The organism is Ruania suaedae (assembly GCF_021049265.1).
Lineage (GTDB): Bacteria > Actinomycetota > Actinomycetes > Actinomycetales > Beutenbergiaceae > Ruania > Ruania suaedae.
Genome location: NZ_CP088018.1, coordinates 2,037,391 through 2,051,059, shown reverse-complemented (window position 1 = coordinate 2,051,059; position 13,669 = coordinate 2,037,391). Strand labels below are relative to the sequence as shown.

At 71.4% G+C, this 13,669-nt stretch carries 12 protein-coding genes; 11 read left to right on the top strand and 1 reads right to left on the bottom strand.

The features are described 5' to 3' along the window. The first annotated feature begins 107 nt into the window (after nucleotides 1–107). From lepA to LQF12_RS09465, 4 genes are all read left to right on the top strand, one after another. Nucleotides 108–1,973 carry a translation elongation factor 4 gene (gene lepA, locus LQF12_RS09480; RefSeq protein ID WP_290370678.1) on the top strand — a complete coding sequence of 622 codons (1,866 nt, stop codon included), beginning with the start codon at nucleotides 108–110 and terminating at the stop codon, nucleotides 1,971–1,973. A 4-nt stretch (nucleotides 1,974–1,977) separates the two neighbouring features. Continuing rightward, entirely contained in the window at nucleotides 1,978–3,222 is a 1,245-nt protein-coding gene (hemW, locus tag LQF12_RS09475; protein WP_231052691.1) for a radical SAM family heme chaperone HemW, read from the top strand. A gap of 115 nt (nucleotides 3,223–3,337) precedes the next feature. Beyond that, nucleotides 3,338–4,381 carry a DUF2189 domain-containing protein gene (locus LQF12_RS16420; RefSeq protein ID WP_290370677.1) on the top strand — a complete coding sequence of 348 codons (1,044 nt, stop codon included), beginning with the start codon at nucleotides 3,338–3,340 and terminating at the stop codon, nucleotides 4,379–4,381. A gap of 96 nt (nucleotides 4,382–4,477) precedes the next feature. Then, entirely contained in the window at nucleotides 4,478–5,467 is a 990-nt protein-coding gene (locus LQF12_RS09465; protein ID WP_231052690.1) for a hypothetical protein, read from the top strand. A gap of 81 nt (nucleotides 5,468–5,548) precedes the next feature. Here LQF12_RS09465 and LQF12_RS09460 read toward each other — a convergent pair whose 3' ends face one another. Beyond that, nucleotides 5,549–6,400, bottom strand: coding sequence for a DUF3097 domain-containing protein (locus tag LQF12_RS09460; protein WP_231055575.1), 852 nt, complete (start codon nucleotides 6,398–6,400; stop codon nucleotides 5,549–5,551). A 136-nt stretch (nucleotides 6,401–6,536) separates the two neighbouring features. Here LQF12_RS09460 and hrcA point away from each other — a divergent pair, with 136 nt between their 5' ends. From hrcA to LQF12_RS09425, 7 genes are all read left to right on the top strand, one after another. After that, the gene (gene hrcA / locus LQF12_RS09455; protein WP_231052689.1) at nucleotides 6,537–7,595 is read left to right on the top strand and encodes a heat-inducible transcriptional repressor HrcA; all 1,059 of its coding nucleotides are present in this window, start codon (nucleotides 6,537–6,539) and stop codon (nucleotides 7,593–7,595) included. Nucleotides 7,596–7,625: 30 nt separating this feature from the next. Further along, on the top strand, nucleotides 7,626–8,747 hold the full coding sequence (gene dnaJ, locus LQF12_RS09450; RefSeq protein ID WP_231052688.1) for a molecular chaperone DnaJ: 1,122 nt from the start codon (nucleotides 7,626–7,628) through the stop codon (nucleotides 8,745–8,747). Next, entirely contained in the window at nucleotides 8,744–9,508 is a 765-nt protein-coding gene (locus tag LQF12_RS09445; RefSeq protein WP_231052687.1) for a 16S rRNA (uracil(1498)-N(3))-methyltransferase, read from the top strand. Before dnaJ ends, LQF12_RS09445 begins: the two co-directional genes overlap by 4 nt. A gap of 109 nt (nucleotides 9,509–9,617) precedes the next feature. Beyond that, complete coding sequence (locus LQF12_RS09440) at nucleotides 9,618–10,688, top strand: PhoH family protein (protein WP_231052686.1); 1,071 nt, start codon at nucleotides 9,618–9,620, stop codon at nucleotides 10,686–10,688. Then, entirely contained in the window at nucleotides 10,685–11,152 is a 468-nt protein-coding gene (gene ybeY / locus LQF12_RS09435) for an rRNA maturation RNase YbeY (RefSeq protein WP_231052685.1), read from the top strand. Before LQF12_RS09440 ends, ybeY begins: the two co-directional genes overlap by 4 nt. Then, on the top strand, nucleotides 11,145–12,089 hold the full coding sequence (era, locus tag LQF12_RS09430; RefSeq protein ID WP_231052684.1) for a GTPase Era: 945 nt from the start codon (nucleotides 11,145–11,147) through the stop codon (nucleotides 12,087–12,089). Before ybeY ends, era begins: the two co-directional genes overlap by 8 nt. Before the next feature lie 80 nt (nucleotides 12,090–12,169). Next, a complete protein-coding gene (locus LQF12_RS09425; RefSeq protein WP_231052683.1) occupies nucleotides 12,170–13,669 on the top strand; it encodes an alpha/beta hydrolase family protein in 1,500 nt (499 codons plus the stop codon).

Below are 13,669 nucleotides of genomic sequence, written 5' to 3'. Positions count from 1 at the left end.
TCCATCATCGCCCATGCTGCGGCGCCGTGGAATCCGTCTGTGCCGCCGGGCGTGTGGGACCATGAGTGCCGGACCCGCCCCCTGACCCGATCGAGGTAGAACCACACGTGCCCATCGTGACTCCGGCTGCCGCCGAACAGATCACGCCCAGCGCCACCGCGCCGGAGCTGCTGCGCAACTTCTGCATCATCGCGCACATCGATCACGGCAAGTCCACCCTCGCCGACCGGATGCTCCAGCTCACCGGGGTGGTCACGGACCGGGCGATGCGCGCGCAGTACCTGGACCGGATGGACATCGAGCGTGAGCGTGGCATCACGATCAAGTCCCAGGCCGTGCGGATGCCCTGGCAGGTGGGGGAGCAGGGGTACGCCCTGAACATGATCGACACCCCCGGGCACGTGGACTTCTCCTACGAGGTCTCCCGCTCTCTTGCCGCCTGCGAGGGAGCCATCCTGCTGGTCGACGCGGCGCAGGGGATCGAGGCGCAGACGTTGGCCAACCTGTACCTGGCGCTGGAGAACGACCTGGCGATCATCCCGGTGTTGAACAAGATCGACCTGCCGGCGGCGCAGCCGGAGCGGTTCGCCGAGGAGCTCGCCTCCCTGATCGGTGGTGAGCCGGAGGACTGCCTGCGGGTCTCGGGCAAGACCGGTGAGGGCGTCGAGCCGCTGCTGGACACCATCGTCGAGCAGATCCCGGCCCCGGTGGGCGATGCGGACGCCCCCGCCCGTGCGATGATCTTCGACTCCGTCTACGACACCTACCGCGGCGTGGTCACCTACGTGCGGGTCATCGACGGCCAGCTCTCCCCGCGCGAGAAGATCGTCATGATGAGCACGCGCGCCACGCACGAGCTGCTCGAGATCGGTGCCTCCGTCCCCGAACCGCAGGCGACCAAGGGCCTGGGTGTGGGCGAGGTCGGCTACCTGATCACCGGGGTCAAGGACGTGCGCCAGTCCAAGGTGGGCGACACGGTCACCAATGCGGCCAAGCCCGCCGAGCACGCGCTCGGTGGCTACCAGGAGCCGCAGCCGATGGTGTACTCGGGGCTGTACCCGATCGACGGCTCGGACTACCCGGTGCTGCGGGATGCCCTGGACAAGTTCAAGCTCAACGACGCCGCGCTGGTCTACGAGCCGGAGACCTCGGTGGCGCTCGGATTCGGTTTCCGGGTCGGCTACCTGGGGCTGCTGCACGTGGAGATCGTGCGCGAACGGCTCGAGCGCGAGTACAACCTTGACCTGATCTCCACCGCGCCGAGCGTGATCTACGACGTGACGATGGAGGACGGCACCCAGCACGTGGTGACCAACCCGAGCGAGTTCCCGGCCGGGAAGATCTCCTCGGTGCGTGAGCCCATCGTCAAGGCCACCATCCTCACGCCGAGCGAGTTCGTGGGCGCGGTCATGGAGCTCGCCCAGAACCGACGCGGCCAGATGAACGGCATGGACTACCTCTCCGAGTCCCGGGTGGAGCTGCGCTACACCCTGCCCCTGGCCGAGATCATCTTCGACTTCTTCGACCAGCTGAAATCCCGCACCCGCGGTTACGCCTCCTTCGACTACGACGTGGCCGGGGACCAGGAGGCGAACCTGGTGAAGGTGGACATCCTCCTGCAGGCCGAGCAGGTCGATGCGTTCTCGGCGATCGTGCACCGCGACAAGGCCTACTCCTATGGCGTGATGATGACCGCCAAGCTGAAGGAGCTCATCCCGCGCCAGCAGTTCGAGGTGCCGATCCAGGCCGCCGTCGGGTCGCGGATCATCGCCCGCGAGACGGTGCGGGCCATCCGCAAGGACGTGCTGGCCAAGTGCTACGGCGGGGACATCTCCCGCAAGCGCAAGCTCCTCGAGAAGCAGAAGGAGGGGAAGAAGCGGATGAAGTCCATCGGCCGGGTGGACGTGCCGCAGGAGGCCTTCATCGCCGCGCTCTCCTCCGACGGCGCGGGGGGCAAGGAGTCGAAGAAGTGAGCCGATGACGCAGCCGATCACGCTGGGCTCCCCGGCGACGGCGGCCCCTGGCGTGCCTGCGAACGCTCTCCTCCCGCAGCACTCGCCGGTGCCCGGCCGGCAGGACGCCGACGCCGCAGATCTCGGTGTCTACCTGCACGTGCCCTTCTGCGCGGTGCGATGCGGGTACTGCGACTTCAACACCTACACCGCCGCCGAGCTGGGCGGGGGAGCGAGCCGCTCGGAGTACGCGGCCACCGCGATCGGCGAGATCGAGCTGGCCGAGCAGGTGCTCACGCGCGCTGGGCTGCCCCGCCGCGAGGTGAGCACCGTCTTCGTCGGCGGTGGCACCCCGACGCTGCTCCCGCCGTCCGACCTCGCCGCCATGCTCGACGCCGTCGACGGCGCCTGGGGGCTGGCCGCCGATGCCGAGGTGACCACGGAGGCGAACCCGGACTCGGTGGAGGCCGCCGACCTGGCTGCCCTCGCGGCGGCGGGCTTCACCCGGGTCTCGTTCGGGATGCAGTCGGCCGTGCCGCAGGTGCTGGCCACACTGGAGCGCACGCACGATCCCGCGCGGGTGCCGCAGGTGGTCGCCTGGGCGCGCGAGGCCGGGCTCGCGGTGAGCCTCGACCTCATCTATGGGGCACCGGGGGAGACCCTCGCGCAGTGGCAGCACTCGCTCGAGACCGTGCTGGCGCTCGCGCCGGACCACATCTCCGCCTATGCGCTGGTGGTCGAGCAGGGTACGAAGATGGCGGCGCAGGTGCGCCGTGGCGAGTTGCCCATGCCCGACCCCGACGATGAGGCCGACAAGTATGAGCTGGCCGCCACGCTGCTGGCCGGGGCGGGGTACGACTGGTACGAGATCTCCAACTTCGCCCGCACCCCGGCCGATCGGTGCCGCCACAACATCGCGTACTGGCGCTCCCACGACTGGTGGGGTATCGGCCCCGGGGCGCACTCGCATATCGCGGGCACCCGCTGGTGGAACCTCAAACACCCACGCCCCTACGCAGCCGCGCTGGCCGCGGGCAACCTCCCGGTGGACGGCTCCGAACGCCTCAGCACCGAGGACCGCGAGGTCGAGCGCACCCTGCTCGGCGTCCGCCTGGCCGAGGGGCTGCCCGTGGGCGCGTCCGGCGCCGCCGAGCTTCCCGGGCTAGTCGCGGAGGGGCTGCTGGAGCCCGGTGCGGCGCGGAACGGGCGCGCGGTGCTGACGTTGCGCGGCCGTCTGCTGGCGGACACGGTGGTGCGTCGCCTGACCTGAGGTGCCGCCCGACGCGCCGGTGAAGCTTCGGTGGACGGTCATGGTCAGCAGGCACCGGGAACCGATAGCGTGTGGTCGCCGTCACCGTGACGGCCCGCACGACGACTGGGGAGAGATGAGCCAGCAACCACCGGAGCATGGACCGCACGATCCGGAGCAGCGGCCGCAGGACCCGCCGCAGCCGCCGTCCTACGGACAGCCGCAGGACCCGGCGCAGCAGCCGTCCTACGGCCAACCGCAACAGCCGCCGACCCCGCCGCCGACCCCGGCCCCCGGCCAGCCGCCCTACGGCGCCGCCGCGCGGCCGCCGAGTGGCTATCCCTCGCCGGAACAGGGCGGCTTCCAGTCGCCTCCGCCGCCCGGGCCCGGAGCCGGCGGTCAGTACGGCGCCCCCGGGGCCGGCTACGGTGGGCCGCCGCAGGCCCCCGGCGTCAACGCGGGCCAGTACGGCCAGGGCGGTGCCGGATACGGCGGTGGCCCACAGCCGTTCAGTGTCGGCGCGGCGCTCGGCTTTGCGTGGAAGACCGTCTTCGGCAACCCGCTCGTCTGGATCGTCGGTGCCCTGCTCGCCGGGGTGGCCGTTGTCGTCCTGAGCCTGCTCGACCCGGGCACGATGGCCGCGTTCGACATGTCCTCCAGCAACAACTTCGACATGGTGGCGGGCCAGTCGTTCACCTTCATGGGCCTGATCTCCACGCTGCTGATCGCCCTCGTCGGCGGCTTCGTGCAGGCCGTGGCCCAGAACGCCGCGCTGCGGGAGACCGCCGGGAACAAGCCGGGCTTCGGCGAGATCTTCCAGGTGCCGAACATGCAGAACGCGCTCATCTGGGCGCTCGTGTGGGCCCTCGGTACCACGATCCTCAACCTGATCCCGATCCTGGGTGGGCTGATCGTGCTGGTGGCCTCGGTCTTCGTGATCTTCACGATGGCGGCGATCATCGATCGCGGTCTGCCGTGGCTGGAGGGCCTCAAGGTCTCGGTCCAGCTCGTGCAGCAGAACGCCGGATCGACGATCCTGCTCGTGCTGGCGATCATCGGGATCTCCATTCTCGGAGCGTTGGCCTGCGGCCTCGGCTTGTTGATCGCGCTGCCGATGGCGATGGTGGCCACCGCCTACGCTTACCGGTCCTTCAGCGGTCAGCCGATCGCCCCCAAGTGAGGACGGTCGCTCCGTCCGATGTACGAAACCGTCGGTGCCTGACTCCGTGACGGTGTCAGGTCCGCACGGATCGCCGATCAGAAGCGAGAGTGAACGATGAGTGAGCAGCCCCCGGCCGGCCCCGGCCGGCCGAACGAACCCCACGAGCCGTCCCGGCCCGTGCCGGACGCACCGAACGAGCCCCAGTACGGTCAGCCCGACCAGTACGGTTCGCCCGGCGTCCAGCCGCCGCCGGCCGGGACGACACCGCCGCCCCCGCCGCACCAGCAGTCCGGGCCGCCGCCGGTCGATCCGCCGCCGCCCGTGCAGGCCTACGGTCAGCAGCCGGCCGGGGCCTATCCTCCGCCGCCGCAGCCCGGCTACGGGCAGCCCGGTTCCGCGCCGCAGGGTCAGTACGGTGCGGCCCCGACCGAGCCGCAGGCCACCGACGGGTTCGGGTGGGCGTGGGGCGCGTTCAAGGCGAACTGGAGCACCTTCGTGCTCGGCCAGCTCGCCTGGGCCGCGATCGTGATCGTCGTCTCGGTCATCTGGGTGGCGATCCTCTCCGCGATCGGCGTCTTCGGTAGCGGTATCAACAGCGAGGCCCAGGCAATGGCGTTCGCCTCCGCAGGTGCCTTCGGCACGATCCTGCTGGTGCTGGTCGCCTTCATCGTCGGGATCTTCGCGGCCGCCGGTGTGGCCAACGCGGCGCTGCAGACCGTCCACGGCAAGCGCGTCAGCGTGCGGGACTTCTTCGCGATCCCGAACCCCCTGCAGGTCGCGCTCGTGGCCGTCGTCCTCGGCCTGGCCTCCTCGCTGCTGTCCTGGACGTTTGTGCTGCCGCTCGCCGTGGTCTTCTTCGGCGTGTACGCCGTGTACTTCGCCCTCGACAAGGGCCAGAACGTCATCGAGGCGATCACGTCCTCGGTGAAGCTGGCACTGGCCACCCCGGGGCAGACGATCATCGTGCTGCTGCTGGGCATGGTCGCCAACGCGGTCGGTGCGGCGCTGTGCGGCATCGGCACGCTGGTCTCGGCCCCGGTCGTGGTGCTGGCCGTGTCCTGGCTGTACAGCAAGAACGCGGGCCGGGTGCCCGCTTCGAACTGAGGCCTGCCGAACTGAGGCCTGAACCCACGAGAGCCGCCGGTGCTGTGCGCCGGCGGCTCTCGTGCTGCTACGCCGAGGGGTCTACGGGGCCGTGACGAAGTCGACGAGCTCCTCCACCCGGCCCAGCAGGCTCGGCTCCAGGTCGCGGTAGTCGCGGACCGTGCCCAGGATCTTCTTCCAGCCCCGCGCGATATCGGCCTGATCACCGGCCGGCCAGCCCAGCGCGGTGAGCGTGCCGACCTTGATGTCGGTGCCCCGCGGCACGTGCGGCCACGCCTGCAGGCCCAGCCGCGCCGGCTTCACCGCCTGCCAGACGTCGACGTAGGGGTGACCCACCACCAGCACCTGCTTCGACCCGAAGCGGCGCACCACCTCCTGGGCCACGCGCGACTCCTTGCTGCCCGCCACCAGGTGATCGACGAGCACACCTACGCGGCGCCCGGGCTCGGGCGCGAACTCGGTGAGGCGATCGGCCAGATTGTCGACGCCGTCGAGCATCTCGACCACGACCCCCTCAATCCGCAGGTCCTCGCCCCACACCTTCTCGACCAGCTCGGCGTCGTGGCGGCCCTCGACCCAGATCCGGGAACCCCGTGCCACCCGTGCCCTCGCACCGGCGACCGCCCGGGACCCGGACGCTGTGCGGGCCGGCCCGGCGGGGGCGGCCTGGGCGCGGTGGGGGACCAGGCGCACGGGCTTGCCCTCCACCCAGAAGCCGGCACCGAGCGGAAACGTGCGCGTGCGGCCGCGGCGGTCCTCCAGCACCACCACGTGCTGACCGCCGCTCTTCTCCACGGCGACCACGGCGCCCACCCAGCCGCTCTGGACCTCCTCGACCACCAGGCCGGGCTCGGCGGCTGCCTCGACCGTGCGGGGCCGGGTGCGCGCGTGTGGATCACTGCTGAGGACGTCGGAGCCGTACCGGTCGTTCATCACCCCGCGAGCCTACGACCGGACCGGGCCGCCGCCGCGGCGGCACGCGGGTCGGGTAGCGACGCCGCCGCCCGCCCGCGCACCGCGTAGAATTGGCACTCACCGTCATCGAGTGCTGATCGCCAGGGAGGTGAGGATGTCCAGCTCGGAGCGCCAGCTGCAGGTGCTGCAGGCCATCGTGCAGGACTACGTGCGCAGCCGTGAACCGGTCGGCTCACGCAACCTGGTGGACCGTCACAACCTGGACGTCTCCCCGGCCACCATCCGCAACGACATGGCGGCGCTGGAGGAACACGGGTACATCGCCCAGCCGCACACCTCCGCCGGGCGCATCCCCACCGACAAGGGCTACCGGCTCTTCGTTGATCAGATCTCGGTGATCAAACCGCTGTCCACGGTCGAGCGCCGCGCCATCGCCGAGCTGATGGAGGGCGCCGTCGATCTCGACGACGTGCTCGAGCGCACGGTGCGGCTGCTCGCCCACCTCACCCAGCAGGTCGCCGTCGTGCAGTACCCCTCCCTGCGCCGTTCGGCCCTGCGGCACGTGGAGCTGATCCCCACCGGCGAGCGGAGCCTGCTGGTGGTGATCATCACGGCCAACGGGCGCGTGGAGCAGCGCCGGGTCGAGGCCACCGAGGACCTGGACGAGACGATGGTCGCCGAGCTGCGGGCACGGCTGAACGCCGAGGTCGCGGGCCGGAACGCGGCCCGGCTGCGCTCGGTGCTGACCGATGTGGAGCAGGCCTTCCGGCCTGCCGACCGGGCCCTGGTCACGGCCGTGCTCGCCACCATCACCGACACCCTCTCCCAGGACGTCGAGGAGCGGATCGTGATGGCCGGCACCGCGCACCTGGCCCGTGCCGACGTCGACTTCACCCGCACCATCGGGCCGGTGCTGGAGGCGCTGGAGGAGCACGTAGTGCTGCTGCGGCTGCTGAGCGAGATGGCCGCTGACGACGCCGAGCAGGGGATGGGCGGCCGGGGCGCGGACCACCCGCTGGCCGTGCGGATCGGTCGCGAGACCCACCATGAGAACCTGCAGGAAGCATCCATCGTCGCCAGCGGTTACGGTGGCGAGGGCGCAGCATCCATCGGGCAGCTCGGCATCCTCGGCCCGACGCGCATGGACTACCCCACCACGATGGCCGCCGTCCGGGCCGTCGCGCGCTATCTCTCCCGCTTCCTCGGCGGCTGACTCCCACACCTGCGACACAGAAGGCAACACGTGACCGATTACTACGCGACCCTCGGAGTCTCCCGCGACGCCAGTACCGAGGAGATCAAGCGCGCCTATCGCAAGCTGGCCCGGCAGCACCACCCGGATGTCGCCGGCGTCGAGAACGCGGACCGGTTCAAGGAGATCGCCGCCGCCCACGAGGTGCTCTCCAACCCCGAGAAGCGCCAGATGTACGACATGGGCCAGCAGCCCGGTGGTGCGGGGGCCGGCGGTGCCGGCTTCGGGTTCTCCGACATCTTCGAGACGTTCTTCCAGGCCGCGGCCGGTGGTGGCGGTGGTGGCCGGGGACCGGCCTCGCGTACCCGTCGCGGGCAGGATGCGCTGCTGCGGATCTCCCTGGAGCTGTCCGAGGCCGCCTTCGGCGTCAGCAAGGACATCGAGGTCGAGACCGCCGTCATCTGCACCACCTGCCAGGGATCCTGCTGCCGGCCCGGCACCAGCCCGAGCACCTGTGAGGTCTGCCACGGCCGCGGCTCGGTGCAGCGGATGGCCCGCTCCTTCCTCGGCCAGGTGATGACCACCTCGGCCTGCGCGAACTGTTCCGGCTTCGGCACGATCATCACCGACCCGTGCAGCGAGTGCGCCGGCGAGGGGCGCGTGCGCACCCGCCGGAGCGTGCGGGTCAACGTCCCCGCCGGGGTCGACGACGGCACCCGGATCAAGCTCACCGGCCAGGGCGAGGTCGGCCCGGCCGGCGGCCCGCCCGGTGACCTGTACGTGGAGGTCCGCGAGAAGCGTCACCCAGTCTTCACCCGGCGCGGCGACGACCTGCACTGCACCACCGAGCTGCCGATGACGGCGGCCGCCCTGGGCACGCTGCTCGAGCTGGAGACCCTCGACGGCGTCCGTGAGCTGGACATCCGGCCCGGCACCCAGCCGGACGAGATCGTCACCCTCAAGGGGCTCGGCATCGGGCACCTCAACGGCGGCGGCCGCGGTGATCTGCACGTGCACGTGCAGGTCACGGTGCCCACGAAGCTCGACGAGTCCCAGGAACGGCTGTTGCGTGATCTCGCCGGACTGCGCGGGGAGGAGCGCCCGGAGGCCCGCCTCGCGCCCGCCGGCAGCGGTGTCTTCTCCCGGCTGCGCGAGAAGCTGCACGGGCGGTGAGCCGGCCGGTCTTCGTGGTCGGGGACCTCGACGGCGTGCTCGTGGGCGAGACCGTGACGGTCTCCGGTGCCGAGGGCCGGCACGCCGCCACGGTGCGGCGCATCCGCGCCGGGGAGGCGATCGACGTCGTCGACGGCGCCGGACGCAGGGTGCGGGCCACGGTGAGCGAGGTCACCACCGGGCCGGACGCCGGCCTGAGGGCCCTCGCCGAGGAGATCTCCACCGAGAGTGAGCCGCGGCCGGCTCTGGTGCTCGTGCAGGCGCTCGCCAAGGGTGGACGCGACGAACTGGCCGTCGAGGCGGCCACCGAGGTCGGAGTCGACGTCGTCCAGCCGTGGCAGGCCGAGCGCTCGATCTCCCAGTGGCGCGGGGAGAAGGCACGCAAGGGCCGCGCCCGCTGGGAGCAGGTGGCCGTGGCCGCGGCGAAACAGGCGCGCCGCGCCCGGGTCCCGCAGGTGCGCGAGCTGCTGGTGGGTGGCGCGCTCACCGAGCACGTCGCCCAGCGAGTGGCGGCCGGTGACGGCGTCCTGGTGCTGCACGAGGAGGCCGAGGTGGCGATCGCCCGGGCCGAGGTGACCCCGGCGGCCGCGCAGGTGCTGGTCGTCGTCGGCCCCGAGGGCGGCCTGACCGAGGCGGAGGTCGCGGCACTCGTGTCCGCCGGCGCACAGAGCGTCCGGCTGGGCCCACACGTGCTGCGGACCTCGACAGCGGGCCCGGTCGCCCTCGCCTCGCTGGCCGAGCGGCTCGGCCGGTGGGCCTGACCGGCATATCCGCTGCGCCCCCGCCCGCGCGGCTGGGTACCATCGTCAGTGACCAGCACGTAGCCACTACCGACCCACGAGGGGAAGCTCGGGCCGCCAGGCCTCGCCCATGACCGACACCAGTTCTCCCGCCGGACCCGAGGGCCGCGACCACTCCGTCCAGCGCCAGGTGACCATCCCCGAGCACGTGCCGATGGTGGCGCTGCTCGGTCAGCGCGACGAGGTCCTCAAGGCCATCGAGTCCGGGTTCCCCAAGGTCGACGTGCACGTGCGCGGCAACGTCGTGACGCTCACGGGACGAGGCGGCGACGTCGCCCTCGCCGAGCGGCTCGTCGACGAGCTCAGCGAGATCGCCTCCTCCGCGCAGCCGCTGACGGCCGACGCCGTCGAGCGCGCGATCACCATCCTGACCAGCCCCGCCGGGGAACGGCCGGCGCAGGTGCTCACGATGAACATCCTCTCCAGCCGAGGGCGCACGATCCGGCCCAAGACGCTGGGTCAGAAGGAGTACGTCGAGGCGATCGACCGCAACACCCTGGTGTTCGGCATCGGCCCGGCCGGTACCGGCAAGACCTATCTCGCGATGGCCAAGGCCGTGCAGGCGCTGCAGGCCAAGCAGGTCAACCGGATCGTGCTGACCCGTCCGGCGGTCGAGGCGGGGGAGCGGCTCGGCTTCCTGCCCGGCTCCCTCAACGACAAGATCGACCCCTACCTGCGGCCGTTGTACGACGCACTGCACGACATGGTGGACCCGGAGTCGATCCCGCGGCTGATGGCGGCCGGCACGATCGAGGTGGCGCCGCTGGCCTACATGCGCGGGCGCACCCTCAACGACGCCTTCATCATCCTGGACGAGGCGCAGAACACCTCGGCCGAGCAGATGAAGATGTTCCTCACCCGGCTGGGCTTCGGCTCGCGGATCGTCGTCACCGGTGACGTGACCCAGGTCGACCTGCCGGGCGGGGCGGAGTCGGGGCTGCGGGTGGTCCAGGACATCCTCACCGAGATCGACGACGTCACGTTCTGCCGCCTCACCAGTGCCGACGTCGTCCGTCACCGGCTGGTGGCCGACATCATCGACGCCTACTCCCGGTTCGAGACCCGCCCGGGCCACCCCGGACGCGGTGGCGGCACGGCTCGCCCGGAGCACTCCCGCCGCGGTCACCAGGGGCGGCAATGAGCACCGAGATCACCAACGAGTCCGGGGACCGGCTCGACGAGACCGAGTTCGCGGCACTCGCGCGTCACGTCCTGGACGCGATGCACGTGCACCCGCAGGCCGAGCTGGAGATCCGGTTCGTCGACACGCAGGTGATGAGCGAGCTGCACGTGCAGTGGATGGACGAGGACGGTCCCACCGACGTGCTCTCCTTCCCGATGGACGAGCTACGCCCCGGTGTGGAAGGTGAACCGAGCGAGGGCATGCTGGGCTCGATCGTCGTCTGCCCGGAGGTGGCGAGGGTCCAGGCGGCTGCGGCCGGTCACTCGGCGGAGGAGGAGATGCTGCTGCTGACCACGCACGGCATCCTCCACCTGCTCGGGTTCGACCACGCCGAGCCCGAGGAGGAGAAGGAGATGTTCGGTCTGCAGCGCCAGTTGCTGCTCACCTTCCTGGCCGCGCGACGTGAGGGTGACGATGACTGAGCACGAACCTGTCCTGCCGATGCCCGACGGGGTCCCGCCCGACCACCGCGCCGGCTTCGTGTGCGTCGTGGGCCGGCCGAACGCCGGGAAGTCGACCCTGACGAACGCGCTGGTCGGCCAGAAGGTCGCCATCACCTCGGGCCGGCCGCAGACCACCCGGCACGCGATCCGCGGCATCATCCACCGCGAGGACGTGCAACTGATCCTGGTCGACACGCCGGGACTGCACCGCCCCCGCACGCTCCTCGGGGAGCGGCTGAACGAGCTCGTGACGGGCACCCTCGCCGAGGTCGACGCCGTCGCCTTCTGCCTTCCAGCCGACCAGAAGGTAGGCCCCGGCGACCGTTTCATTGCCGCCAAGCTGGCCGAGACCCGGAGCCCGGTGATCGCCGTGGTGACCAAGTCCGACCTGGTCCCGAAGGGCCGTCTGGCCGAGCACCTGCTCGCGGTCTCGGAGCTGGGGGAGTGGGCCGACGTGATCCCGGTGGCCGCGCGGACCGGCTACCAGATGAGCGAGCTGATCGGCGTGCTGCGCTCGCACATGCCGGTCTCACCTCCGCTCTACCCGGATGGGGAGCTGACGGACGAGCCCGAGCAGGTGATGGTCGCCGAGCTCGTCCGCGAGGCGGCCCTGGAGGGTGTGCGCGAGGAGCTGCCGCACTCGCTGGCCGTCGTCGTGGAGGAGATCGTCGAGCGTGAGCACACCCGGTCCGACGGCCGGCCCTTCCTCGACGTGCGGGTGAACCTCTTCGTCGAGCGCGACTCCCAGAAGGGCATCATCATCGGGACCAAGGGGGCACGGCTGCGTGAGGTCGGCACCCGGGCACGCACCGGCATCGAGGCGCTGCTGGGCGCTTCGGTGTACCTGGACCTGCACGTCAAGGTGGCCAAGGACTGGCAGCGGGACCCGAAGAAGCTGCAGCGCCTGGGCTTCTGAGGGTGCGGGTTGTGCTCTCGCGCGCGCATCGCCGTGTCGCCGCGCCGGTGGGAGGGCGAGGGCATGGCTAGGGTGTCACGGTGAAGTACCGGAACCTGATGGTGGTGCTCGCCCTCGTCATCGCTTTCGGGCTGCTCGGCTCGCTCGCCGGGCCACGGTGGACCCCGCAGCCGATGGACGAGGTCATCGTCACCGAGACCTCGGACGTCGCGATCGGCTCCGAGGCCACGACCGACCCCGTCGGCACCTACGAGGTGGCCCAGGAGGTCGTCGACCTCGAGCTCGACGGCGCGCACGTGCAGGCGACGCTCACCTCGCCGGTGGGCGCTGCCGAGGGACGCCCCGGCATGGTCTTCCTGCACGGGGCCGGCACCGGCTCGCACACGAACTTCACCGAGCGCGCCCGCGCGCTGGCCAGTGCCGGGGTGTACGTGCTGGTGCCGGCCAAACGCCTGGACACCTACACCACCGCCAGCCGTAACTACCCGGCGATGGCCCAGGACTATCTGGTTTCCTGGCGCTACCTGCGTGACCGCCCGGGCGTCGATCCCGGACGGGTGGGCCTGTACGGCGAGAGCGAGGGGGCGTGGATCGCCCCGATCGCGGCCGTGATCGAGCCGCGCGTGGGCTTCGTGGTGCTGGTCTCCGCGCCCGTGGTACCGCCCCGGGCCCAGGTGGCGTTCGCCGCCGACCAGTACCTGCGCAACGTCGGCGTGCCGGAGGCGTTGCTGCGCGCGATCCCCCGGGGGGTGGGTGCCCAGCCGCCCGGCGGCGGCTTCGAGTACGCCGACTTCGACGCCGAACCGTGGTTGCGCCAGCTGCACCAGCCGGTGCTCATGGTCTACGGCACCGACGACCCCTCGATGCCGATCGTGCAGGGGCCGCTGGTCGTGGGTGACGCGATCGAGGCGGTCGGCAACGACGACCTCACGGTCCGCTACTTCGCGGGCGCGAACCATGGGCTGCGCATCGAGGGCGAGCTGGCCGAGGGCTTCGTGGATGTGCTCGCCCGGTGGACGGCCGGTCTGCCGGCGACGGCGGACGCCGCACCCCAGGTGGCCGGGGCCCAGCCCGAGCAGCAGTTCCGGGCGGCTCCGGTCGACCATCCACGCTGGTATGCGGACGGGGACATGCTGGTGTGGTCGCTGTTCGCGGCCCTGGTGCTGCTCGCGATCGGGCCGGTGGTGTGGGCGTTCGGGCTGGTCTCGGCGCGGGTCCGACGGCGCAGCCGCCGGCCGCTGCCGCCGCCGCTGGCCCGCTACACCGCCGCGACCGGACTGGGTGCGCTCGCGGTGCTGGTGGTGTTCTGCGCCTATGTGGCCTACGTGGCGGACCTGGCGCTGAACTACCGCAGTGCGGATCTGGTGGTCAACGGAGGCTGGGTGGCGCTGCACGCGCTCGGGATCCTCGCGGTCGCCGTCGGGGTGCGGTCGGTGGACGCAGCGGTGAACGCGTGGCGCACGCTGGGCGGGCGCCGGTTCGCCCCCGGGCAGGTGCTGATCTGGTGGGCCGCCCACCTCGGTGCGGCGCTGCTGTTGCTGATCTCGGCGTACTGGGGGGTCTTCCCCACCGTCTTCTGA

Bases quoted from the DNA above. Each gene is read 5' to 3' on its own strand.
- era (WP_231052684.1), top strand. From the start codon at position 11,145: ATGACTGAGCACGAACCTGTCCTGCCGATGCCCGACGGGGTCCCGCCC.
- LQF12_RS16420 (WP_290370677.1), top strand. From the start codon at position 3,338: ATGAGCCAGCAACCACCGGAGCATGGACCGCACGATCCGGAGCAGCGG.
- LQF12_RS09465 (WP_231052690.1), top strand. From the start codon at position 4,478: ATGAGTGAGCAGCCCCCGGCCGGCCCCGGCCGGCCGAACGAACCCCAC.
- LQF12_RS09440 (WP_231052686.1), top strand. From the start codon at position 9,618: ATGACCGACACCAGTTCTCCCGCCGGACCCGAGGGCCGCGACCACTCC.
- hrcA (WP_231052689.1), top strand. From the start codon at position 6,537: ATGTCCAGCTCGGAGCGCCAGCTGCAGGTGCTGCAGGCCATCGTGCAG.
- hemW (WP_231052691.1), top strand. From the start codon at position 1,978: ATGACGCAGCCGATCACGCTGGGCTCCCCGGCGACGGCGGCCCCTGGC.
- ybeY (WP_231052685.1), top strand. From the start codon at position 10,685: ATGAGCACCGAGATCACCAACGAGTCCGGGGACCGGCTCGACGAGACC.
- LQF12_RS09460 (WP_231055575.1), bottom strand. From the start codon at position 6,400: ATGAACGACCGGTACGGCTCCGACGTCCTCAGCAGTGATCCACACGCG.